Genomic DNA, 24,573 nt, shown 5'->3' with positions numbered 1-24,573 from the left:
ACCTTTATCCTTTCCTTATTTTATATAATTATTTTTTACATAATCGCGTTTTCAAATTCTTCCACAGCTTCTCTGTTATACTGTTTTGGATCAAAATTACATTTCGGAACTTTTCCTTCTGAAAAAGCCCTTAACCCCCCTAGTATACTTTCTTCTGAAGAATTAATCAAATATTGTCCGTTTTCCATCAGACTATCCTTAACTGATGAAAAATCTGAAACTATTATAGGAAGCCCTACAATACGCGCTTCTAATAATACCATAGGTTGTCCTTCATATATAGATGGAAGTATAAAACATTTACAGTTTTTCATTAAAGTAAATGGATTTATAAGATTTCCCGTAAGAATAACCTTGTCCTTAAGATTAAGTCTTGCAATCTCGCCCTCAACCTGTTCCCTTAAAGGACCTTCACCTATAATATAAAGCTTGCTGTTAGGATATTCCTTAACATATTCTCCAAATGCCCTGACAAGATTTCCATGATTCTTCTCTGTAGACAATCTTCCCATTGTTACAAAGCTTGTTTCATTACTTGCCGGTAATGAAAAGTTTTTATAAGTACAATCGTTATCTAAGCTGTCCAAAACTCTCATATAGTTAATAGTATTCTTTGCATATGAGAACTTACCTTCAATCTCCGGTCTTGAAAGATTCTTCTCGTTAACTTCCATAACTGAATGACTGCAGGAAACTAATCTGTCCCATCTTGGATACAAGTTAAAGATTATGCTCATCTTTCTCCTTAACGGTTTCTTATGACCTAACTTTCTGTTGGCATCTGCAATCAAATCATTATGCTGCCATATTGCCGTTTTTTTATTTTTTATCTTTGGCAATATTAATGCAAGAATTGGTGAGTAACCACAAAACTCTACAACTGAATCAAAGTTGCAATCCCCTACCAGTCTTCTCGCTTCTCTTTCAAAATACTTTTCAGGCAACATTTTTTCGTACGAACCTTTACAGTTAAAGGCCATACTAAAATACATCTTGGACAACTCTTCTTTTGTTGCCACATTGCCTCCTGTTCTTACAAGTACTCTTACATTCTTATTAATCTGGTTTATTCTTAAAATCTGATCATCTGCTATAGGCTCATAAAGATAAGCCGTAACGTCAAATCTGTCATAGTTCAAATTATTTAAAAGGCTTAAAAATGAATGGGTTATTCCATTCTGAAGTGCCCTTCCCAGCGAAATAAATATTTTCTTCTTATTCTGAAGCGGTCTTACCACTTTAATATGATCATATTCATTCTTAAAAATTGCATTTACAATTCTCTCTGATACATGGCCGTCATCATCCGGACAAAACTGCTCTTTGGCATTTCTGTAATTGTCTGCCCAATCTTTTACTGCTTCGTAAGGATTTGCAAGCATTTCACTTAGCTTGTCTAAACTGTCAGTTGCAGGTCCCGGAAGTTTTTCAGGCTCCATGTACAATCCTCTTGTATCTTTATATTCCTCTAAATCAGGAATATAAAACATTATAGGTCTGTCTGTTACAAGGAAATCAAAAAATATACTTGAATAATCTGACACAAGCACATCTGTAACACTTAAAACTTCATTAGTATCAAGTCTTGGACTTACAAGACAACCTTTTAATTTCTCATCATCCTTAATCTTATCGAAAACAGCCTGATGTGGTTTTATTAAAACCTGCCATTCACTAGTATCTATTACTTCACAAACCTTGTTATAAAGCTTTTCATATTCTTCTCCATCTGCCTGTGGATTGGAAAAGCTGTTGCCCTTCCATGTTGGGGCATACATTATAATCTTCTTATTTTCATCTACATTAACACCTGAATATCTAAGGCTCTTTATCACTTCATTTCTATCTGCGTTAAAAATAGTATCTGTTCTTGCCTGTCCGGTTTCAATAATCTTACCTTCATATATTCCTTTAAGCTTATAAGCTTCCGTATACATCTTTGTATGATGTTCATTAGGTGAAAGCAAATAATTAGCCTGCAAGAAATTTCTTTCCGTATTGGCAGATTCAATATTTCCGTTAGGCATATCATATCCCATAAGCTTAAGCGGTATTCCGTGCCATGTATTAATATAATCCTGTTCAGGCTTTCTAATAAAACATGGTGGAAAAGTGCTATTATTTATAAGAACTCCTGCGCTGGCAAGCATTTTGTAATACTCGTCACTTTTGAATTTTACAAACTTAACATAATCGCATTTCTCATACTTTTTAAAATTTGCTGCCCACTGTTTCTCATCGTCATAAACCCAGACATGCTTAGTTGATGTAACGACTATACTCTTAGTTAACTGATCAAATATTGCCTTAGGTCCACAAGTCATTCCTTTTCCATAAAATGATTCATATAAAATTATGTTTCTGTCCACATCTAATTTTTCATAATATTTTGGATAAGGATTAGGCAAAAGAACCTTCGCACCAATTCTTGCTATTTTATTCCTTTTTAATTTCTGTTTTAATGTTGAAGCATTCATACAACTCTCCATTATTTAATAAATGTTTCTGCTACTCTCTTACAGCAATTGCCGTCTTTATAATAATTAATCTTATCATTTACTGACTCTCTTGCTTCCTTATACAAGTCATTGCCTGAAACGATATTTTCAATAAATTCTTCTATATCTGAAAGGTTCCTAATTTCAGGCCCCGGCATATATTCCTTAGGGTTGTCAAAAATAAATCCTCTTTTGTTCTTATATTTTTCCATATCTTCCACTGCAAAACCTATCGGTCTGTTAAGAAGCATATAATCAAAATATACTGATGAATAATCTGTTATTAACCCATCTGCATTTCTTAATAAAGTATACACAGTCATGTCTGACCTGTTAAGCTCATCCTGAGTAATAAACTTAATGTGGGATAATTCTATTCCCTGTGTATCTGCTGTCTGAAGTGGGTGAAGCTTTACAATCATCTTAATGTTATTATCCATAAGATAAGTATTTAAACTGTTAAGTTCATCTTTATTTAGTATGGAAATAATAAAGCCTTCATCGTATTCTCTGTATGTTGGAAGCCAAAGTATAAGCTTACCTGCGCCTCCTTTTATATAGTCATCCTTAATTCTGTCTTTTTTGAACATTTCATCATTACGGGGATTTCCCATAACTTCAACCCGGTTCTCTGTACATCCGAAAATATCAGCCATTATCGGCTTATACATAGGCGCACTTGTAAGAACCTTTGAAAAAAAGTCATAGTCAATGTTCTCACAACCCTTCTCAAGATGACCGATTCGTTTAAGAGGTGTGCCATGCCAAAGATTTATAACCGTCTGCTTTTTGGACGGCTTTATTGGATACTTTCCAAAACAATAAAAAGCATATTTAGCTTTCATAAACCATTTAATGCCCTGCTTATTATTAATGAAAGTAACATTCTTTGGAGCTCTTTTCACATACTGTTCCCAGTCATTTATGCTAACTACTATTTTAAATTGTTCATTATAATTGTTTTCTATAAGATAATCATAAAAAGCTTTTACATTATCTCTAAATCCCAGATTTGAATAGAAGAAGATAAGCTTCTCATCCTTCTTCTTTATTCTATTTATTATGGTAAGAGGTTTAAAAAACACTCTCAAAATTGCCTTTTTCATTGTACAATCCTTTTAGATTTTTATTTTCTAAGTGCCTTGGAATATATTGTTTTTCTTAGTCCGTTAGGAATTATACTTACAACTATACGCACAAATATCCCTTTCAAAAACGCACCAAAAGATATAAAGCCAATCTTTCTTAAATGGTTATTAAATCTGAATATGCACTTAATATAGCCTAATCCGCCACGTCTCTTGTACATATCCTGACCTGCCCTCATGTACAAAAGATTCTCCTGAACATTATATCCCTTATGTCCTTTCATTAGCATTGCAACCCAAAGATTATAATCTTCAAAAAATCTATAATCATCATAAAATCCTGAATCCTCAACTGCTGACTTTCTGTACATAACAGCCGGATGGTTAAACGGTGTTCTCTTTTTTGCAAAAGCCACTATATCCTTATGACTTTCAGGCACCTGTCTTGTAAGGGTTGTGTTAGACACATCGCCGTCAAACTCTATTAAATTAGAGCTTACAATGTCTGCGTCATGTTCCTTCATTGCCTTTAACTGCTTTTCCATTCGGTCATTTCTACTTATGTCATCGCTGTCCATTCTGGCAATTATCTGGTTTTTGCACTGTAATATTCCATTGTTAAGAGCTATGGCAAGCCCTTTGTTTTCTGTCATTCTATAAATATTGAATAAGCCCGGATTAGCTGTTACAACCTCTGTAATAACATTATCCAGGCCTTCATTTAAAGGACCGTCACAGACAATAACAAAATCATTAGTCTTTACTGTCTGATTAAGTATACTTTCTATGGCTGCCCTGAAATATTCAGGTTTTTCCTTATGATAAACCGACATCAACACTGAATAATTTTCTGTCATTCTACTTCACCTTTTTCTTAATACTTGCGGTTTTCTGCTCCTTCTCAACACCTTCAGTGTTCTCTTTAAGGAACATAATCTTAAATGTCATCAAAATCAACTGTATATCTGTCCACACTTTATAATGCTGTATATAGTACAAATCTAACTTCAACTTATCGTAAGGAGTTGTATTATATTTTCCATATACCTGAGCGTACCCTGTCAATCCTGCCTTAACCTTTAATCGGAATCTGAATTCAGGAATTTCTTCTTCATACTGTGCTGCAATCTCAGGTCTTTCAGGTCTTGGACCTACAACTGACATCTGTCCCATAAGAATGTTAAATACCTGTGGCAACTCATCTAAATGAGTAGCTCTTAAAACCTTACCAATCTTAGTAATTCTGTCATCATCCTTAGCTGCAAGTCGTGCACCATCTGTTTCACTGTCCACTTTCATACTTCTAAACTTTAGAATCCTAAACGTCTTTCCATTCTGTGTAAGTCTTTTCTGTGTATAAAAAATAGGTCCTCTGTCCCAAATCATATCTGCAATTGCTACTATTAATGTAACAATCACTGTTGGAATACATAGAATAAGAGAAATAATAATATCAATAACTCTCTTAATAAACGCTTCTTCCCATTTTAAACCTCTAACTCTTGTTACAAGAAGAGGTGAGTCAAACATAGTGTTCTGTCCTGCTCCAATCAGAATAATATCTGAAAGTTTAGGTGTAACATATGCTCTCTTATCATACATATAGCAGTATTTCACAATGTTATTTCTCTTTCCACTTGGTATGTCACAAACCAAAACTGCCTGATGCTTTCTAATTAACTTTCTAACTTTATCAACAGGTTCATCACAATGAACTGCTTCTGTTATCATATACTTGTCCTGACGTGTCTTAATCTTCTTAACAAGGTTATCAGGATCTCTGTCACTGTAGATAAGTAACATATCCCTTGGTGGATAAAGCCATCTGTATACCTTTATTGCCAAACCACACCAAATAAGACAGCACAAAACATTATCGAAACTCATTCCGATAATTGCTGCCGGACTAACCATCTTAAGTGATAACAACGAAATCTGTAAATAAATAATAAAGTTTGTAAATAATAATGCAAGTATCTGTGAAAAAACTAAATTCGAATACTGCAAACTTCCCAACTTAAATGCTCCGTATACATTACAAAATATTGTAAACATTAATCCATATACAAAAAGCATTACTATATGGCCCTTAAAGAAGAACTCTCTTGTCATTCCCTGACTATAATGGGTATTCCAAAAATACCAGAATATATAAGTCTGTGCTACAATTACTATTGCTAATAATAATAGCACGATTATTCTTCTAAACGCTCTAGATTCTCTCATATCGTCTCCTACTTACTTATAGGCTTAATCTCATAATTATTTTGATTTAGGCAAACCGTCCTTAGCCTAGAATTTAACACAATTTTACCAAAGCCACTAATATTTGTCAATTAATGCTACTTTTTAGCCTTATTTAGCCTATTCAAATTGTCCAAATTTCACAATTTAATCACACCTTTAATACTATTATAATACCTTGTATACTTTGTTTTTTCATAATTATGTAGTATACTTACCGTAAGTATGCATATTTAGTATATGTACATAAAATAATTTTACACAAATTTAAAATCAAAATTACAAGGAGGTACTTATGAGTAGAAAAATGATGTCCGATTTAGATAACAAAACCGGTTATTACGGATACTCTTCTGAATCGGGAAATGTTTCCGGAAAGGATAAAAAGAAAAAGGGAAATAAAGGTGGCTCTGTTTTAGGCGTCATCTTAGCATTAATACAGCTTGTTTTGTCAGGGCTTCTTGTTTATCAGGTAGTTTCTGCCAATATTTTAAGCACAACTTATCTTGCTGTTTTAGTTATTGTATTGGTTGTTCTTTTTGCAATTGCCCTTTTAACACAGAAGGGTGGCCGTGCAGCCCGTACTTCAGGTAAAATATTGTCCGTTATAATTTCAATAATACTTGGCATACTTTTATTTTACATGGGACAATTTTTAGGATTCCTTAATAACTACAGCGACGGCAAAAAAGTTTCTGAGGAACCTTTCGTTGTTTTCGTATCAGCCAGTGATGAATTTGGTACATACAATCCGAAGGAAAACTACCGTTCAGATACAAATATTCTTGCTGTTGTAAATCCTAAAACTTCTACAGTACTTATGATTTCAACACCAAGAGATTACTACGTACCAATTATTGCAAAGAGCGTTGCACCTGATTCATACGACAAACTTACTCACGCCGGAAAATACGGAACAGGTATTGCCTACGATCAGAATGGTTCTGAACTTACTTCAAGTGGTTGGAACTGGGCTCAGGAAGTAACATGGGGCGTTGGTAACACTGCAATTATGGATACATTAAAAACACTTTACAATATACCTGTTTCAAGCAAGAACTATCATTATGTACAGCTTAACTTTACAGGTTTTGCCAAACTTGTAGATGCTCTTGGTGGCATTACAGTAGATGTTGACAAGTCATTTAGCACAAAAACATACGCTTCATATGATGAAGACAACGGTGAACGTAAAACATACAAGTACAAAAAGGGTAAACAGGAAATGAATGGTAACGAAGCACTTACATTTGTTCGTGAAAGACATTCATTCGGCGATGGTGACTTACAGCGTAACCGTAATCAGGTTAAAGTATTAAAAGCATTATCATCAAAAGTACTTTCAACATCAATGATTACAAACACAGACTCAATCCTTAGTGCTGTTGGAGAAAGCTTTAAAACAGACATGAACATTGGCTCACTTGTAAAACTCCAGACACAGCTTATGGGCAAAAGTGAGTTTTCAAAAACAGGATGGCAAATCGTATCCTACAGTGTAACAGGACAGAGTGCATCACAGAAATTAACATGGAACGGTCTGTTCAAATCAGTAATGCTCCAGGATGAACAATCTGAAAGCAACGCAACTGAATTGATGAAACTTGCTTTAGATGGCACAGATTACACAACCCTTGAAAGCAAGGCTAAAGAATATCAGGCTTCAGATAATAAATAATTTATTTATGGATTGTTGCAAACACTACTAAAATCTCGCAAAAAGTTATACCGCAAACACGTTGATTTTATCATTTTGCTCCGCCGCTTATTGTATGTCGAAAAGTGAAACTCGCCTACGGCTCAAACAGTCACTTTTACGACATACTCTATGCTCGCAAAATTTCAAAAATCTGCCTATTGTTTGCTTGCATAACTTTTTGCGAGATTTTCAAAAATTGTTTGCAATCAATCCGAATAAATTATCTTGTGTCTTACTTAGTGATATAACATATGTAAAAGAGAGGTATTAAAATGAAAAAAATAGTATTAACCGGTGGTGGAACTGCCGGCCACGTAACACCAAACATTGCTTTAGTTCCTAAACTTAAAGAATCCGGTTTTGAAATTAAATATATTGGTACATACAACGGAATGGAGAAACAGCTTGTTGAAGATGCCGGTCTTGACTATATCGGTATTTCTTCAGGTAAGCTTCGCCGTTATTTTAGCTGGAAGAATTTTTCTGATCCTTTCCGTGTTTTAAAAGGATATTTTGAAGCTAAGAAGTTTATGAAGAAATATAAGCCTGATATTGTTTTTTCAAAGGGTGGTTTCGTAACTGTACCTGTTGTTTATGCAGCAAGTAAGTATAAGATTCCTGTTATTATCCACGAATCAGATATGACTCCGGGACTTGCTAATAAGCTTGCAATTAAGAAGTCTACAAAGGTATGTCATAACTTCCCTGAAACTGCTGCATATCTTGGTTCTAAGGCAGTACATACAGGTTCACCTATCCGTAAGGAATTATTTGAAGGTAATAAAATTACAGCACTTGATATGTGTGGTTTCTCTGCTAACAAACCTGTAATTATGGTAACAGGCGGAAGTCTTGGTGCTGAAAATGTTAATAAACTTGTAAGAAAGGCTTTACCTGAATTGTTAAAGAACTTCCAGGTTGCTCATCTATGCGGCAAGGGCAAGGTTGACGAAAGCCTTAAAGATATGGAAGGTTATGCTCAGTTTGAATATATCAGCGACGAAATGAAAGATTTCTTTGCTATGGCTGATTTGATTATTTCAAGAGCCGGTGCAAACTCAATCTGTGAAATTGCTGCATTAAATAAACCTAACATTCTTATTCCATTGTCTGCAAGAGCAAGCCGTGGCGACCAGATACTTAATGCTAAGTCCTACAAGAAACAGGGCTTTAGTGAAGTTATAGATGAAGACACAGCTACTGCTGAGGACTTGGTTAACACAGTAAACTCAGTTTATGAGAATCGCAGTAAATACATTGACGCAATGAAAAAATCTGCCGGAACAGGCGGAGTTGATATGATTGTTGATTTGATTAATAGTCTTGTGAAATAATTAGATATACAAAAATTTCATATTGTATAAAAGGAGACTGGTTATCAATATTTCAACAAAGAAACGGAACTATATCAAATATTTTGACATAGTTCCGTTTTTTTACTACATATTTCTTTTTAATACCGAATAGTTTTCTAAATTGTAAAGCGGACATTCGCAATCCGCTTCGCTACTTGCTCATGAACGCAGTCGCTTCGCGATCTGTCAGTGGGAGCTTTCAACTCCCACTGACATAAGCATCCCCCCTCACCCGCCGCTTAGTGCTCCGCGCACTTGAAGCGGGGGAATGCTTATCTGCGTTCAAACCATTCCTATAAAATCTTCTGAACCTTTTCTGCGATAGCATTAAGCTTATCAACATCCTGAGTTCCCGGTGTCCACTTAATATTAGCATCATCCTTGCTATATCTTGGAATAACATGAATATGAAGATGGAAAACAGACTGACCTGCTATTTCTCCATTGTTCTGCAAAATATTAACACCTTCACAACCTGTTGCTTCCTTAAGTGCAGTTGCAACCTTCTTAGCTACGATGTGAGCGTGAGCCAAAAGTTCATCGTCAATCTCAAAAACATTAGCTGCATGGCTCTTAGGAATAACCAATGCATGACCTACTGTTGCAGGGCCTGCATCAAAAATAACCTTAACCTTATCATCTTCAAACAAAGTAATTGAAGGAATTTCACCTCCAGCAATTTTACAAAAAATACAATCGCTCATAAAACTTACCTCCTAAATCCAATTCTTTTTATTGGATAATAGCAAATTCATATTTAGATAGTTGCAAATCAATATTTTGTATTTACCATCGTTGAACAGAAATTTATACCGCAAACACGTTGATTTTATTATTTTGCTCCGCCGTTTATTGTAAGTCCAAAAATCAAAACTCGCCTACGGCTCAGACAGTTGATTTTTGGCTTACACTATGCTCGCAAAATTTCAAAAATCTGCCTATTGTTTGCTTGCATAAATTTCTGCTCCCCGATGGATAAAATATTGATATGTTAGCTTTACAACTATCCATAAAAATTGTAATTTGCTATTGTCCTTATAAATGTAGCGGTTTGTTTCCAGGTCTATATATTGCTAATGCAATAACAACTCCTGTAACTGCTCCGCCCAGATGTGCCATCCAATCTACGCCTTCCTGCATGTTGCCGAAGACCATTAGTATAAATAACAAGATTAGTCGTGGTGCAGATACCTGTCCCAGTTGTTTTCTGCTTTTGAATATCATTACCAGTAGGACACCGAAGATGCCAAAAATTGCTCCTGAAGCTCCGGCACTTATGGAGTACTCTCCTGTTATCATTTCGATTCCTGATGAGATTATGCCTCCGGCTATGCCACATATAAAGTATGTTATAAGATATTTTACTCTTCCGAAGTTTTCTTCTATCTGATATCCAAGGATATAAAGCATTACCATGTTGTTTATCAGGTGTTCTGCTCCAAAATGCATAAACATACTTGTTAGTATTCTATACCATTGTCCGTTTTCGAAAATATCCGGTGCATATGATGCTCCGTGAGCATACATATATTCACCACTTTCTGTTGAGCCAAAAAATTCCATCACTAGAAAGACTACCACATTTATTGCAACAAGCACTGCTGTTACATATGGGATTTTCCTCTGCTCCGGTTCATTCATATATGAATTATTGTAGTTATTTATCTGTCCGTTATTATCGTAACTGTTCATATACTTCCTTTCATTATAGGATTTTCCTATTGATTAAAATAATTACTGTTTGGCATTCTTTCTATATTTAATATTACTATTCATAATCCATTTGCATAATGCATCAGGCCATTTTGTTCCACATATTAATGTGACTACTATTCCAATTGCAACAATAAATAACCACCATTTGTTAGGATACTTGTAAGGCAAATATTTGTACAAACTGCTTGCCATATAAATATAGATAAAAACATAGTGGAATACATATACACTTAAGCTTCTCTGACCTATCTTTGATAAAATAAATCTTCTTTTCGGCATAATGCTTAGGAACATAAATACTATAAAGAATGAAATAACATACACTCCTAATCTAATCAGCGGACCATATGCCATTCCATATTCCAAACGGTAATATCCACTTCTTCCTGTTAACAAAAATCTTAGCCAAAAGATTTTGTCAATTCCTACATAACATATTACAAAATAAGTAATCAACGAAATAATTGCCATTACTTTTATTTTTTTATTTTCCAACCATTTCGTTATGTCTTCTATTGAAATAACATATCCTAAATAGAAAAATGGATAAAAATTAACAATTCTCAACCAACAGAAAATATCTGTATTCTCACCTGTATAGCCTAAAATCATTGCAATAACTACAGATAAGACAAACACATAAACCGGTTTAAAGCGTTTTGTGTAAAATGTTATTATATACATAAAAAACATTGCCAATGCAAACCATGCAACTCCCGATTCAACAAACCAATTTATAGAAGTATATTTCCCGTAAATTATCATTTGTACAATCCAATTTACTATTTTAATAAATATGTAAATTAATATGTAAGGTGCAACTTTGTCGATTCTTCTGTCTTCTACTGTTTTCTTTGAAAACAAACCTGCTATAAGGAAGAATGCCGGCATATGAAATGTGTATACATAAAAAAACAGTGAATTAGCTACTGGGTTTCCTAAATAATTTTCAAAAAAATGGCATATAACTACAAGTGTAATCAGAATCCATCTTGCGTTATCCCATTTTGCTATTCTACCCGCTCCTTTTTTTTGCTCCATCTTACTTATCCTTCTCTTTTAAATCTTCTGTTCGTTCACTAATTATGTAACGTGGTCTGTGTTTTACTTCCATATATATCTTTCCAATATATTCTCCAAGAACACCCATACATATTAACTGAACACCGCTAACAAAACATATAACAGCTATTGTACTTGTCCATCCTGTTACTGTTGTGCCAACGAATTTCTGTATAATAGAAACTATAATAAAAATGAAACTTACCAATGCCACAATAAAGCCAAAGCTTGTAATCATTCGTATTGGTTTAATGCTTAAACTTGTAATTCCATCAAATGCAAGTGCCAGCATCTTCTTTAACGGATAATGACTTTCCCCTGCAATTCTTTCATTTCTTTCATAATATACGCTTGTGCTCTTAAAACCTACAAGTGGAAACATTCCTCTAAGGAAAAGATTAACTTCCTTAAAATTAGCAAACTCATTAAGAACTCTACTACTAACAAGTCTGTAATCTGCATGGTTAAACACAACCTCTGCTCCCATTATATTTAAAACTTTATAGAAGCCTTCAGCAGTGGCTCTTTTAAAGAAAGTATCTGTATCTCTCTTAGAACGCACACCATACACGATTTCGCTTCCTTCTAAATATTCATCAACCATTTCATTCATGGCATTAATATCATCCTGACCGTCACAGTCAATAGATATAGTAATGTCACACTTGTCTTTTGCTTCCATCAAACCTGCAAGAACTGCATTCTGATGTCCTCTGTTTCTACTCTGTGTAATTCCGATGAAATGTTCATCTTCTAATGCCAGCTTCTTAATAATCTCCCATGTTGAATCCTTACTGCCGTCATTAACAAACATTACTCTACTTGAATCACTGATCTTTTCTTTTGAAATTAATTCCTTAAGTTTGTTTAAAAATAAGTCTTTTGTAATAGGTAAAACCTCTTCTTCATTATAACAAGGTATAACTATGTATAATATTGGCTTCATATTGTCCCTCCTTTTCATACCTGTTCATTATAACATTTTATTTGTTTCTTGCAATTATCTACAGTAAATTATTGATTTTTCCCGATTTTTAAGGAAATAGTTACAACTTTTATTTTTTGTGTTATACTTGTCGAAGTTAAATTAAGTGGAGGAGATTTTTAATGGAAACTATTAAACAACTTTTTATTAAATATAAAGAAATTATTATGTACCTTATTATGGGTGGTGGAACCACTGTTGTTAACTGGGTAGTTTACAGTCTTATGGTTATGTTTTGCCATCCGGGCAACCATTTAACAGGACCCCTTCATATTTCAGCAAGCACTATTGATGTTTTTGTTGCCAATGTGGTTTCATGGGTTTTAGCTGTAACTTTTGCTTACATAACAAACAAGCTTTTCGTATTTGAAAGTTATTCATGGAATCCTAAGTTTGTTCTTAAGGAATTAAGCTTATTCTTGTCTGCGAGAATCGCAACAGGTTTAATCGAAATCTTCGGTGTTCCTTTCCTTGTAAGCCACGGATTTAATCAGGCAATCTTCGGATTGGAAGGTAGCGTGTGCAAGATTACAATGTCATTTCTTGTTGTATTACTTAACTATGTATTCAGCAAACTTGTTATTTTTAAAAAAGATAAAACAGAAGCTTAATATTAATACTAAATCCGTCGGTGCGTTGCATAATCGTTTTCCGGTGGATTTTTTTTTTGCATTTTTTTGTTTTTCGATATACAATTTGTTTACAAAATTTACTTAATTTTTTACTGTTTGGAACTATCAGCAACAAAGTTTATGTTGCTTTTTTTCGAATAATACAATAGAATTGTTCTTTGAGAATGAAAATATTAAAATGAGGTGAAAAAAATGAGCAAAAATTCAGTAACAAAAAAATTAATTACAACTCTTGCTTTGCTGACATGTCTATGTGGCATTGGTACATTAAGCGTACATGCAGCTCCAAAAGCTGTATCTTTTAACAACAATAGCAAAAAGATAACAATGTTTGCTACACAGCGCAAGCAGCTTAAAGTCAAGTTATCAGGCAATTACAAAAAGAGCGATGTAGTTTATTCTTCATCAAACAAAAAGGTAGCCACTGTAAATAAGAAAGGGGTTGTCAAGGCTCTTAAAAAAGGTAACATTACAGTATATGCCCAGATTAAAGGTACTTCAAAAAAGGCTAAATGCAAGGTTAAAGTTTTTAAAAATGTAAAATCAATCAAAGTTGTTGGCAGGAAGAAACATTATTACATAGGTCAGCAGTATCAGTTAAATTACAAGACTACACCTAAGAAAACATTGGAAGAAATAACTTGGGACAGTTCTAACGATAATGTTGCCACAATATCTGAAGATGGTTTACTTACAATAAAGAAAAAAGGTAAAGTCAAAATCACTGTTTACTCCAAAGAAACAAAGGTTAAAAAGACTTATAAAATTAAAACTGAGGAATTTCCACAGATTAGTTTTAAGAATGGCAATAAAGCAACAGTTAAATACGGAAACAATTATCAGATTGTTCTTCAGTACACAAATCATGACATTGAAAAAATACAGTATAAATCTGAAGATCAATCTATAGCAACAGTTGATGACAATGGTCTTATAACAACAAAGAGACCGGGTGAAGTTTACATTACTGCAACTCCTTCAAAAAAGAAAGAAACATTAAGAATGCTCTTAGTTGTAGAAAATAAAACAGGCTTCTTTGAAAATTCATTATTATATGACAACATTGATACTAGCGGATGTAACAAGCTTATGATTGTTGCCCATCCTGATGACGAAACATTATGGGGCGGTGCTCATTTAAAATCAGGTAACTGGTTTGTTGTATGTCTTACAAATCATTTCACAGATGTTAGAAAGAATGAATTTAAGTCTGTAATGGAAAAAGCAGGCATTAAGGGAATTATTTTAGATTATCCTGACCTTGTTAGAGATGCTAATAAGAAATGGGTTAAATATGATTGGGATTCTGTAAAAGACGGTGTTGCTGCTGATGTAACTAAACTTATTAAGAGTAAGAATTGGGATTTGATTGCAACACATAGTCCTGCCGGAGAAACAGGTCATATCCATCACAAAAACACAGACCAGGCTGTAACAAACGCATGTAGAATCACTGGTAATTATGATAAATTATGGTACTTTGGCAAATGCTACTGGACAATACCTGCCGGTCTTAAGAGAATTACAGATGAAGAATTAACATTCAAGCAGTCTTTAGTTGACTTATACAAGAATGAAACAAAACCTATCAATACATATTGGGCTCAGATGATTCCTTATGAAAACTGGGTTAAGGCAACAGATTATGTTGCAGGAAAATAATAATAACCGGACTATAAAAAGTTTTTAATTAACAGAGCTGCATTGGCAAACGTCAATGCAGCTCTGTTTTTGTGCTAAATATGTTGGCCCCACGGAACCAAGTAAAGCGGACATTCGCAATCCGCTTCGCTACTTGCTCATGAACGCAGTCGCTTCGCGATCTGTCAGTGGGAGCTTTCAACTCCCACTGACATAAGCATCCCCCCCTCACCCGCCGCTTAGTGCTCCGCGCACTTGAAGCGGGGGAATGCTTATCTGCGTTCAAATTCTAAAATATATTATACGCAACCACTTTCTATTTTGCCAAATATATAACCCACTGTTGGTTTTTATCTCCGGTATACTGTTCAATTGAAAGTTTCTTTTCCTTCTTGTCATATGTTAATGCCAGATTGTATTCATCATATATTTCATAAGTATTGTCTTTTACCTTTTTAACAATCCAACGCTGGAATATTGAACGGTCTGTTGCACTTAGTCCTACTGAAGTTCCAGGATCTATTTTGCCTTCCAGTATTCCAAGTGACTGGTCAGATATTCCGTTGCTGTTCTTACCACAAAGACTTATAAGTGAACAGTCAACTACAAACTTATCTGAATATTTTTTATCATTGCCTATTAATCCTGCCAGTGTTACTGATGAATCATTTGCAGGTATTATAGTATAATTTCCATCATCCAAGTCATCAATCTGATGGCTCATATATGACTCATATCTTTCCTTATCGCCATTTAGCTTTATTGTTTCATTTACAACTTTATTATTTGAAATGCCTATTACTATTACAACTAAAGCAATGACAACCACAGGAATAATTGTTCCTCTCTTTTCTTTAGCCTCTTTTTCGCCAAGGCTTATGTTGCATACTCTTCTAAGCAATAACTGATAGCCTCTAAGCATATATGGAATCATAAGATAAGCATAAATTATTGTATACTGACCTTTTGCTTCCCAAACAAGATGGAATAGGAATCCTCCTATAAATGTAATTGCAAAAATCAACTTATAAGCATCCAGTTTTCGGAAATCGAATATTAAGAATAATATTATTCCAAGCCACAAAAATACAATAAAATAATTACATATTGTAGTAACTGCACGATTGGCTGAATGTCCGTCCACCATTAGATTCTTCACCGAATCTGTCCATGTTGGATTAGAAAGTCGTCCTCTATCCAAGTTTGTTATATAAAAACATTCAAATGTTCCTTCACTCCATTGAGATGCTGTTTTTTTGCTAAAAAATGACATTGTATAGTCTTTATCTTTTTTTAATTCTTCCATTCTTTCAGATATATTTTGTGAAATTGCCTCTTTTGTTTTTGAAATATCATATTCATTGTCTGCAAAAACCTTAGCATTATACCCATTCCACCATCCCGGAGCCTTGTAACTTTCCTGCAATCCCATAGCTACCCAAGCTGTATTTGGAGTTCCCTCATCTACTTTCTTTCCTGTAAGATGATAAATAGTTGACGAAATTGAAGTAACTACAACAACATAAAAAACAATTCCCCACACTAAAGAGATTACTGATTTCAAACTCTTTTTTACTATTGCATCAAATAATAATAACAGACAAGCTGCAACAATCATAATCAGATAGTTTGACTTAAATCCATATCCTATTGAAAGAAGTGAAATACCTACAAGTCCGTTAACAATATTTCTCTTTTTGAAATATTTAATCAAAAGGAATATTCCTGCAACTGAAGCTGCAAGTCCGTATAATGTTCCATAAACAAATGTTACATAACAATTCAACTGGAAGAATCCCAAAAGTAAAATATATGAATAACGTGCCAGTTTCTTATCATTAAATAAAAGGTAAATGGTTTTGCTTAAAAAGAATGAACTTAATATAAGCATCGGTATGTTTAAATATTGGAAAACCATCTGATTATCTGCGCCAAACATTTTCAATCCAAGTGCCACAAACAAAACAAAACCGTTCTGATTAGGAAATCTATAGCAATATGCTCCTTTATCCCACATATCAGGTACATTGTTAAGCAAGTCATTGGCTGCGTTCAAAATAAGTTCCTGGTCGTCCATTGCCGGAATGCCTGTTTTGTACACAAACATAATCATTAAAATCGTATAAACTACCGTTACTATTCCAAGGAAAATATAATTTGGAGTAACTATTGAAATAGAATACTTCTGCAGAATAATCTTTACGATTATGGCAATTAAAATTGGAATCAGCACTATAAGGACTGTACTCCAAAATGGTTTTTCAATAAAAAAAGATGATTCACAAAAATCTAAAAACGTTGATCCAAAAAAGCTCTGTAAGAAAATAAATCCTAAGAATAACATAGAAATAATTACGATTATATATTTAATAAATATTTGCAAAACATCTGTTGCCTTGTTTAATATGGCGTTTTTGTAAATTGTTGTAGTTTTATCTTTCATCTTTCTCCCTCTCGTAAAAATATTTACAAAAAGTATAGTCGGTATTACCAACTATACTTTCTTCTGGCTTTTTAATTTCTGTCTTATGCATTTAAATGCTGCATCTTCTCCCTCATTGGCAGTTATAACAAGTAGCTTTTCAATTTCATCACTGGTTTTTGGATGAATAATTCTACTTGATTTTCTTCTGACAAAATATTCTAACGGATCAGTCTGTTTGTATTTATCACCGTTATATATTTTGCCTGCTGCCAGTCTGTCACAGTACATTTCCGCTACATAATTATAAGGCATTTCAACAGGTTCGTTCTTATGACTTTTCATATTGTAATCAACCCAATATTCAAAATGATGTCTGTTACGTCCCTTATGATGTAACCATGCCTTAGAATAGCCCTTGTCCATTCTTTCCCCTTCATTTGGACTTCTATCTCCCATATAGTATTTTACTCCAGGGATAAACTCAGTTGGAGTATATTTTGACAGGTCGTGTCTAAGTCCCTGCCACAATATTCCCGCCTTTGCGCAATGGGCAATAACCTTATGTCTATGGCGTGTTATTGTTAAAAAATGTCCTGTTAATTTTTGAAAAAAATTCATAATGCTTACTCTTTCCTGTTACTATATTCTATTCAAAAATTTCAGATATCTTGGCTGATGGATTTTCACCGCAATCATATGAGAAATATTTGCAAAACTTTTCGTTCTCTGAAGTAAATTCTGAAAATTTTGTCATATCAATGTCTTCAACGTTTTTAATGTATAAATTTGAAAACTTTCTCTTCATATATTTTTCAAACTGACAGTTAGTATATTTTAGGCAATAAATAGGTTTCTGTCTAACTGCAAAATATGTTGCATACAATCCACTATTTGTTACTAAACAATCAGCAAATGATAATACTTCTCTTGTATCAAATGTTCTATTGGAATATACAAACTGGTTTCTGTGTTCGTAACCTATATGAGTCATATTCTCCAACAGCTTCCCACTGTTAGTAAAAATAATCCAGTCATCATCTAAGTTATCAAAAATCTTATTCCAGTTAACTTCTGCATATGGATTTTCCTCATCTTCATCCAACTCTCCAGTTAATAATATTGCCAAAATCTTTTTGCCTTTTAACATTGGATAATGTTTACAATACTTATCATAATGTTTTTTCTTAAATTCTTCCTGATTCAATCTCCACGAGTATGGCATACACACCTGATCAATTATTTCTGACTTCGGTGTATTATAGCATTTTTTCAAAAGCTCTTTTTCAAAAGGTGAACCTACAATAATATGTGTAAAATTCTTATACGTATTCTTTTTCTTAAATGCTCCCTTGTCATGTTCATTAATTGCCTTAAACTGGTAATCATAAGGTGTTGCTATAAGAACTCTCTTTCCTTCCGGTGCATTCTTAGGTAATTTTCCTGCAATTGAACCGTCAACGCATATTATGTCAGTATTGTTTTTGCAATACTCCTTTCTTATGCTTATGTTTCCTTTTTTTACAAGGGAATTTTTTGCATTTTCATTTGCAATCACATCCTTAAATTCAACTTTCTCATCATTTACTCTGAAAAAGTCCTTTACTACTAACATATCAAGGGTTATCCCTCTATTTTTTGAACTTACAAAAGATATCTTTTTTCCCATTTATTTTCTCCCCACATATGAATTTATTAAACCTGCCAAACGTTCACAACTGTGTCCGTCACAACCTGACATATATTTTTTAATAAATGTATCGTACTTTTCTGTTAACTTTGTATTTTCGGAATCTTGCAAAAACTCTTCCAATTGTTCCTGGTTTTCATATACTTCACCCGGAAGGTCATCCGGATAATTCAAATAAAATCCTCTATCATATATGGCCAAATCATAACAGAAGAATCCAATAGGCTTCTTTAATAACGCATACTCAAAAATAACTGAAGAATAATCTGTTATTAACATATCTGAAACAAACATAAAATCGTTTGTTGAGAAATCTCTTACAACCTTAATATTGTCGTATTTCTTAGGCACAATATCATTCTTCATTACCGGATGAGGACAAATAATAAACTGCTGGTTAGGCAACAGTTTTTCTGATAATCTGTCAAAATCAATCTTCGGATTAAACTGACTTCTTCCCTCGCCTTCATCTCTAAATGTAGGTGCGTATATAATAACAAATTTTCCCTTTAATTCAGGATATGCCTTATATATTGCCTCTCTCTTATGTTCTATAAGTTCCTTATCAAAAAATTCATCTGTTCTAGGTACGCCTAAAGCCTTAACCTTCTTTAAGTCAACGTCAAAAGCATCTGCATAAATAGGTCGCACTTCTGCACCACTTACTGACACAAGATTGTACTGGGCATGAGTTGCTAAGTCTGTCTTAATTTCCAAATTTGTTCCTCTCTGTCCAAACTTCTTAAATGCTCCACAGGCATGCCACAACTGTATAACTCTCTGTTCAGGCTTTAAATCAAAATATCTTAAATATTTTACATAATCATCTGTTACAATAACTTTACTTGTACAAATCAATTTGACAGCTTTTAATATCTGTAACGGATTATGTGGTAACTGCTTAGCGAAAATCACTTTATCACCCTTTACATAAGGATATAAAGCCTTGGCATTTCCTTCAAGCTCTCCGTTCTTTCTAACACTGATAAACAATGTTCTGTTTATCACTTCCTTTGTCTTGTATCTTTCTATTGCAAACTTAATTACATTGTTAACAAAAGTTTTCTCTTTAAAATTAGAAATGTCCTGTAACTTAACTAATGCTTCTCCCGGATTCATTGCCAAATCCTCACTATTTAAGTCAACCTGTGCATCTTCAAAATATTTTTTTATATATTCTGTACTTCCGTCATGTTCAATGAAAGAAATAAATTCTCTTTCTTTTCCATCAAAATGAACTATGCCATCATTAAAGAATGTATAGCAACCCTTTTTATAGAAATCTTCAATATGTTCCTTTATTCCTTTTTCATCCGTTATTATTTCACGGACAAAATACACATCAAAGAACTTGTTTGCCAATGTATAATCCATGCAAAGATTATCATTATATCCAACTTCATTCATAACTGATTCCTGAGCTATTCTGTTTAAATAAACAGGCTGTGGCTCATTGAAATTAGTATGATAAATAAGTTCTATTAAAAAGTCCTTATGAGTCTTTATAAATCTCTTAAACACATATTTGAATGTGTTATTTGAATATAAAATCTTACTATCACAAAAAGTTATATATCTGGTCTTAGTTGTCTCAAGTGCTTTTCTAAACAACTCTTCTTCAGACTGCGCCTCTATGAAAATCATATTTTTCTGGAAGCAGTCATTGTCCTCAACTATTTTCTTCATACTTTCAGGTAAAATAATATTTACCCCAACAAGATTCTGGTTAGCCAGACTGTCTAAGCACTTAATAAACTGTTCTTCATCATTTTCTTTGCCATATAATACTGCTGTAAAATATGCATTTTCCTTCATTTCTTCCTCATCTGTAATAATATTATATAAAGAAATATCTGGGTTTTCGTCGGCTACCAAAGATGCATTCTGTAAATCTAAGATTTCTATTTTTTCTAAGATTTCGTCTTTAATTTTTTCAATTGTGCTTTTTTTCAAAGACCAGAATTTTGAATAAAACTGCTTAATGAGAATATTTAACTCTTTATAAATAATTCTATTTAAATACTCTGTTAATTCCTTATCTTCTGCTCTTACCTGATTAATGGATTTGTATTTAGGAAAATCCCTTAATATACTATCTCTTGCAGCCTGAAGAATAAGTCTGTGAGCTTCAATATAATCTTCCACCTTAGAATCTGATATATTCTGTGTTGCCGCATTAGTGTCACCAATCATTCTTCTGTAATGGGTAACTACCATTTCCAATCCGGTGATTTTAGTGATATGATAAACATAATTCATTGAAAAAACGCCATCTTCAGAATAAGATATTGGTGGCAATCTTAAATTATATTTTTCTATTATATCTCTTCTAAACAATTTGTTTGTTAAAGAGAATGTTTTTAAAATGTCTGTATCATATTTATCTATTTTCTCTAATTCAAGTAAGCTGTTCAACTCTTTTACTTCTGTAGTCTTATACTGGTCAAACATATCATATCCGGCAATTACCAACTCTGCCTTATTATTTTCAGCAGCCTCATACATCTTCTCTAAGGCTTCCAATTCTAATATATCATCAGCATCATAGAAATAAACATACTTACCCTGTGCCACGTTTAATCCATCATTTCTTGCAGCTGACACCCCGCCGTTTTCTTTACTTATTACTGTAAAATTAGGATATTCTTTCTCATATTCCTTTAATATATCCAGTGTTCCATCTTTAGAGCCATCATTTATTGTAATGATTTCATAGTCATCCAATGTCTGATTAACTACACTCTGCAACGTTTCTACCAAATATTTTTCTGCATTATAAGCTGCAATAATTACTGAAATTTTCATTTATTTTCCCCTTCATTATTTTGCTATTTTTAATATTTATGTTCCACCACTTTAATCTTTAGGTCCTGTGAAATATTGTAAAATAACTTATATCTGTATTCCCATATTTCCTCACTAGGTGATGGTGCGTGAATATATCCCTCATAAGGAAGTCTCTGAATAGTAACTTCTGATTTTCCTTCACTTTCCGCTTTTCTTACTTTATCAAGTCTTGCTCTATCAGCTTTATAAATCGGTGCATATACTGCAAACTGCATTCCCATAACAATTACAAGGGCTGCAATTTCCATTTTTGTCAGGATACCATATATATCCTCATTTATATTAACCAGATTACATACTTCTGCAATAAACCATATTGTTAAAACAAATGTTGCAAAGAAACATCTTGGTCCAATTGGTGTAACCATAAGTAATGGTCCTGACACACACGCTATGCATCCCAATATAAAAGACAATCTGTACTTTACATATTTATCCTTAAAAAGGCTTAAAACAAGTACAAGTAATGAAATCCAGAAAATAACATTAAATACGCCGTCAAGATACTTTCCATATTTCCAATTGTAAATCCATTCTGTATCAACTCTTGTTACAATTCCATATACCAATGTTCCCATAACCAATGTTAACGAAATACATGAAACAATCTTTGCCATGTTACTTTCTAGCTTGTCATGGTATTGAATAAAAGCTATTAATACAACAATTGCCATTACAACACACAAAACAATATTATCAAACATCATTTCTTTTCCAATTACATCAAAGTAATTAGTTATAATTCTCTCCAATGTTCCGCCTTCACTTGCTCCGACAGTTCTGTAACCATCGCTTCCGCTTCCAATAGACGAGTAAACAGAATTAGAAAACATTGTTGCTGTCCCTGCAATTGTTCCCACGAAATATGCCACGTGAGACAATTCTATTTTTCTGTTTTTTATAAAATTAAATGCAATAATATATACTGCCATTATAACTGCAAGTATTGTTACGTGTTCTACAATAAGTGTTGTCAAAAATCCTAATATAAGCATTGGAATTGCCCATACATTAGAATGCTTCTTTCCATCTTCTATGAATAAATTTCTTACAAACAATCCGTACAAAAGAATAAGAACAATGGATGTAGTATAATTTGAAAATCCGGCTGTCCAAACAATACTCTGTCTTATAACTGCCTTAGGTGCAGTAAAAATAAGTATTGTAACCAAAGTAGCCATCTGCCACTTACCTTCATTTGTTTTTGTAATCATCCAGACAATTAATGTAATACATGCTGACATTACAATTGTCTTTAAAATATTTGATCTTGTAAGTGCAAGTACAATTAAATTGCCGAAATAACGTCCGCTATAATTATCGAACCATGTGTTTAATCTTTCTATTCCTATGCTGCTTCCCCATGCCCAGTCATCACCTGTGTATGGATACAAAAAGCATAATGCACATAGTACAAAAAAAAGTAGTCCCCATTGCCATTTTTTAACTTTGTTCATCCTCCCAAAATCATACATTTAAATATGTATGTTTCCTTTCTGTATTTTTCTATTTTCTTCCTGTGTTACATTTACACATTACTTTTAAGTTTACCATAAAAATATACAAACTTCAATTAATGCCCATTACCATAAATCTTGTATATAACTTATATGCAAATCTTACAACATAACTTGCATTTATTCTCTATAAAGTATAAAATATTACTTTAGGATTATCATAATAAAACAGATAATATCAAACTTTTCAGTTTATTTCGATATTATTACATTACAAAAGGAGTAGAGATATGAGTTTACTTTCAGTGGTTATCCCTGCATACAATGAGGGGGCGATGATTCACAAGACTGCAGAAGTAGTTTCATCTCTTTTGTCGGAAAACAATATTGAGTATGAAATTATTTTTGTAAATGACGGTTCAAAAGATACAACATGGGAAGAAATAGTTAATGCTTCAGCTAATAATAAGAATATTAAGGGTGTATGTTTTTCCCGTAACTTTGGAAAGGAAGGCGCAGTATTTGCAGGTCTTGAACATGCAAGCGGTGATTGTTGTGTAGTTATGGATTGTGATCTGCAACATCCACCAAAAACAATTTTGGAAATGTATAAGCTTTGGACAGAAGGTTTCGAAGTTGTGGAAGGTGTTAAGGCTTCACGTGGAAAAGAAAGCTTTATACATAAGATGTTTGTAAAGACTTTTTACAATATTATAAGTGGTTCCACAGGAATTGATATGTCCCGTGCATCAGACTTTAAATTACTGGACCGTAAGGTAGTTGATTCATTCCTTGCACTTCCTGAAAGACACGTATTCTTCCGTGCACTTTCATCATGGGTAGGATATAAAACAGCTTACGTTGAATTTGATGTTCAGGAAAGAGAACTTGGCGAGTCCAAATGGTCTTTCAAATCACTTGTTAAGTATGCAATTAACAATATTACTTCTTTTTCAGCTGCTCCAATGCAGCTAGTAACAGGATGTGGAATAATATTCTTCATCTTTGCAGTAATATTTGGTGTATATTCAATAGTAAAATATTTCCTTGGATATTCTTTGGAAGGATTTACAACCGTAATACTTCTAATGCTTATCATTGGTGGAATATTAATGTTCAGCCTTGGAATTATCGGATATTATATTTCTAAAATATATGAAGAAATCCAGTTACGTCCAAGATACATTGTATCTGAAACAACTAATGGCTTAGAAATCAAAAAAGATAAATAAACATA

General features: G+C 33.3%; 18 protein-coding genes. 5 read left to right on the top strand and 13 right to left on the bottom strand.

Going from position 1 to position 24,573, the window contains the following annotated elements:
- Positions 1–35: 35 nt before the first annotated feature.
- The 4 genes from NQ558_RS02640 to NQ558_RS02625 are packed head-to-tail and all read right to left on the bottom strand — an operon-like array spanning position 36 to position 5,812.
- Complete coding sequence (locus NQ558_RS02640; protein WP_040446644.1) at positions 36–2,477, bottom strand: glycosyltransferase; 2,442 nt, start codon at positions 2,475–2,477, stop codon at positions 36–38.
- Positions 2,478–2,488: 11 nt separating this feature from the next.
- On the bottom strand, positions 2,489–3,604 hold the full coding sequence (locus tag NQ558_RS02635) for a CDP-glycerol glycerophosphotransferase family protein (RefSeq protein ID WP_005361383.1): 1,116 nt from the start codon (positions 3,602–3,604) through the stop codon (positions 2,489–2,491).
- Positions 3,605–3,624: 20 nt separating this feature from the next.
- Positions 3,625–4,443 (bottom strand): glycosyltransferase, encoded by an 819-nt coding sequence (locus NQ558_RS02630; protein ID WP_005361384.1) that lies wholly within the window; start codon positions 4,441–4,443, stop codon positions 3,625–3,627.
- 1 nt (position 4,444) lies between these two features.
- Complete coding sequence (locus tag NQ558_RS02625; protein ID WP_005361385.1) at positions 4,445–5,812, bottom strand: exopolysaccharide biosynthesis polyprenyl glycosylphosphotransferase; 1,368 nt, start codon at positions 5,810–5,812, stop codon at positions 4,445–4,447.
- A 313-nt stretch (positions 5,813–6,125) separates the two neighbouring features.
- On the opposite strand from NQ558_RS02625, the gene NQ558_RS02620 reads away from it, so the two are divergent.
- Complete coding sequence (locus NQ558_RS02620; protein WP_040446646.1) at positions 6,126–7,508, top strand: LCP family protein; 1,383 nt, start codon at positions 6,126–6,128, stop codon at positions 7,506–7,508.
- A gap of 293 nt (positions 7,509–7,801) precedes the next feature.
- A complete protein-coding gene (locus tag NQ558_RS02615; RefSeq protein WP_005361387.1) occupies positions 7,802–8,863 on the top strand; it encodes an undecaprenyldiphospho-muramoylpentapeptide beta-N-acetylglucosaminyltransferase in 1,062 nt (353 codons plus the stop codon).
- 314 nt (positions 8,864–9,177) lie between these two features.
- Here the strand turns inward: NQ558_RS02615 and NQ558_RS02610 are convergent, their stop codons facing one another.
- The 4 genes from NQ558_RS02610 to NQ558_RS02595 form a co-directional block, all read right to left on the bottom strand.
- Positions 9,178–9,588, bottom strand: coding sequence for an HIT family protein (locus NQ558_RS02610; protein WP_005361389.1), 411 nt, complete (start codon positions 9,586–9,588; stop codon positions 9,178–9,180).
- A 331-nt stretch (positions 9,589–9,919) separates the two neighbouring features.
- Positions 9,920–10,576, bottom strand: a complete 657-nt coding sequence (locus NQ558_RS02605) for a rhomboid family intramembrane serine protease (protein ID WP_117900535.1) — start codon at positions 10,574–10,576, stop codon at positions 9,920–9,922.
- 42 nt (positions 10,577–10,618) lie between these two features.
- Entirely contained in the window at positions 10,619–11,641 is a 1,023-nt protein-coding gene (locus tag NQ558_RS02600) for an acyltransferase family protein (protein WP_005361393.1), read from the bottom strand.
- Between the two features lies 1 nt (position 11,642).
- Positions 11,643–12,608: a glycosyltransferase family 2 protein gene (locus NQ558_RS02595; protein ID WP_040446648.1), complete on the bottom strand. Its 966-nt coding sequence runs from the start codon at positions 12,606–12,608 to the stop codon at positions 11,643–11,645.
- A gap of 161 nt (positions 12,609–12,769) precedes the next feature.
- On the opposite strand from NQ558_RS02595, the gene NQ558_RS02590 reads away from it, so the two are divergent.
- Positions 12,770–13,258 (top strand): GtrA family protein, encoded by a 489-nt coding sequence (locus NQ558_RS02590; RefSeq protein WP_005361397.1) that lies wholly within the window; start codon positions 12,770–12,772, stop codon positions 13,256–13,258.
- Between the two features lie 213 nt (positions 13,259–13,471).
- A complete protein-coding gene (locus NQ558_RS02585; protein ID WP_005361399.1) occupies positions 13,472–14,941 on the top strand; it encodes an Ig-like domain-containing protein in 1,470 nt (489 codons plus the stop codon).
- Positions 14,942–15,236: 295 nt separating this feature from the next.
- Here NQ558_RS02585 and NQ558_RS02580 read toward each other — a convergent pair whose 3' ends face one another.
- Genes NQ558_RS02580 through NQ558_RS02560 form a run of 5 tightly spaced genes read right to left on the bottom strand, consistent with a single transcriptional unit; the run spans position 15,237 to position 23,336 of the window.
- Complete coding sequence (locus tag NQ558_RS02580; RefSeq protein ID WP_005361403.1) at positions 15,237–17,363, bottom strand: hypothetical protein; 2,127 nt, start codon at positions 17,361–17,363, stop codon at positions 15,237–15,239.
- 51 nt (positions 17,364–17,414) lie between these two features.
- Complete coding sequence (locus NQ558_RS02575) at positions 17,415–17,963, bottom strand: DUF5662 family protein (protein ID WP_005361405.1); 549 nt, start codon at positions 17,961–17,963, stop codon at positions 17,415–17,417.
- Between the two features lie 28 nt (positions 17,964–17,991).
- Positions 17,992–19,011 carry a CDP-glycerol glycerophosphotransferase family protein gene (locus NQ558_RS02570; protein ID WP_005361406.1) on the bottom strand — a complete coding sequence of 340 codons (1,020 nt, stop codon included), beginning with the start codon at positions 19,009–19,011 and terminating at the stop codon, positions 17,992–17,994.
- Positions 19,012–21,837, bottom strand: a complete 2,826-nt coding sequence (locus NQ558_RS02565; protein ID WP_005361408.1) for a bifunctional glycosyltransferase/CDP-glycerol:glycerophosphate glycerophosphotransferase — start codon at positions 21,835–21,837, stop codon at positions 19,012–19,014.
- A 29-nt stretch (positions 21,838–21,866) separates the two neighbouring features.
- Positions 21,867–23,336 (bottom strand): DUF6056 family protein, encoded by a 1,470-nt coding sequence (locus NQ558_RS02560; RefSeq protein WP_040446650.1) that lies wholly within the window; start codon positions 23,334–23,336, stop codon positions 21,867–21,869.
- Between the two features lie 290 nt (positions 23,337–23,626).
- On the opposite strand from NQ558_RS02560, the gene NQ558_RS02555 reads away from it, so the two are divergent.
- Complete coding sequence (locus NQ558_RS02555; protein ID WP_005361411.1) at positions 23,627–24,568, top strand: glycosyltransferase family 2 protein; 942 nt, start codon at positions 23,627–23,629, stop codon at positions 24,566–24,568.
- Positions 24,569–24,573: the final 5 nt, after the last annotated feature.

It is taken from the genome of Eubacterium ventriosum (genome assembly GCF_025150745.1).
Lineage (GTDB): Bacteria > Bacillota > Clostridia > Lachnospirales > Lachnospiraceae > Eubacterium_G > Eubacterium_G ventriosum.
The sequence above is the reverse complement of the archived record's forward strand: the minus strand, read 5'-3'. Positions and strand labels throughout refer to the sequence as shown.

Excerpts from the sequence above, each read along its gene's own strand:
- NQ558_RS02640 (WP_040446644.1), bottom strand. The coding sequence starts at position 2,477 with ATGAATGCTTCAACATTAAAACAGAAATTAAAAAGGAATAAAATAGCA.
- NQ558_RS02635 (WP_005361383.1), bottom strand. The coding sequence starts at position 3,604 with ATGAAAAAGGCAATTTTGAGAGTGTTTTTTAAACCTCTTACCATAATA.
- NQ558_RS02630 (WP_005361384.1), bottom strand. The coding sequence starts at position 4,443 with ATGACAGAAAATTATTCAGTGTTGATGTCGGTTTATCATAAGGAAAAA.
- NQ558_RS02625 (WP_005361385.1), bottom strand. The coding sequence starts at position 5,812 with ATGAGAGAATCTAGAGCGTTTAGAAGAATAATCGTGCTATTATTATTA.
- NQ558_RS02620 (WP_040446646.1), top strand. The coding sequence starts at position 6,126 with ATGAGTAGAAAAATGATGTCCGATTTAGATAACAAAACCGGTTATTAC.
- NQ558_RS02615 (WP_005361387.1), top strand. The coding sequence starts at position 7,802 with ATGAAAAAAATAGTATTAACCGGTGGTGGAACTGCCGGCCACGTAACA.
- NQ558_RS02610 (WP_005361389.1), bottom strand. The coding sequence starts at position 9,588 with ATGAGCGATTGTATTTTTTGTAAAATTGCTGGAGGTGAAATTCCTTCA.
- NQ558_RS02605 (WP_117900535.1), bottom strand. The coding sequence starts at position 10,576 with ATGAACAGTTACGATAATAACGGACAGATAAATAACTACAATAATTCA.
- NQ558_RS02600 (WP_005361393.1), bottom strand. The coding sequence starts at position 11,641 with ATGGAGCAAAAAAAAGGAGCGGGTAGAATAGCAAAATGGGATAACGCA.
- NQ558_RS02595 (WP_040446648.1), bottom strand. The coding sequence starts at position 12,608 with ATGAAGCCAATATTATACATAGTTATACCTTGTTATAATGAAGAAGAG.
- NQ558_RS02590 (WP_005361397.1), top strand. The coding sequence starts at position 12,770 with ATGGAAACTATTAAACAACTTTTTATTAAATATAAAGAAATTATTATG.
- NQ558_RS02585 (WP_005361399.1), top strand. The coding sequence starts at position 13,472 with ATGAGCAAAAATTCAGTAACAAAAAAATTAATTACAACTCTTGCTTTG.
- NQ558_RS02580 (WP_005361403.1), bottom strand. The coding sequence starts at position 17,363 with ATGAAAGATAAAACTACAACAATTTACAAAAACGCCATATTAAACAAG.
- NQ558_RS02575 (WP_005361405.1), bottom strand. The coding sequence starts at position 17,963 with ATGAATTTTTTTCAAAAATTAACAGGACATTTTTTAACAATAACACGC.
- NQ558_RS02570 (WP_005361406.1), bottom strand. The coding sequence starts at position 19,011 with ATGGGAAAAAAGATATCTTTTGTAAGTTCAAAAAATAGAGGGATAACC.
- NQ558_RS02565 (WP_005361408.1), bottom strand. The coding sequence starts at position 21,837 with ATGAAAATTTCAGTAATTATTGCAGCTTATAATGCAGAAAAATATTTG.
- NQ558_RS02560 (WP_040446650.1), bottom strand. The coding sequence starts at position 23,336 with ATGAACAAAGTTAAAAAATGGCAATGGGGACTACTTTTTTTTGTACTA.
- NQ558_RS02555 (WP_005361411.1), top strand. The coding sequence starts at position 23,627 with ATGAGTTTACTTTCAGTGGTTATCCCTGCATACAATGAGGGGGCGATG.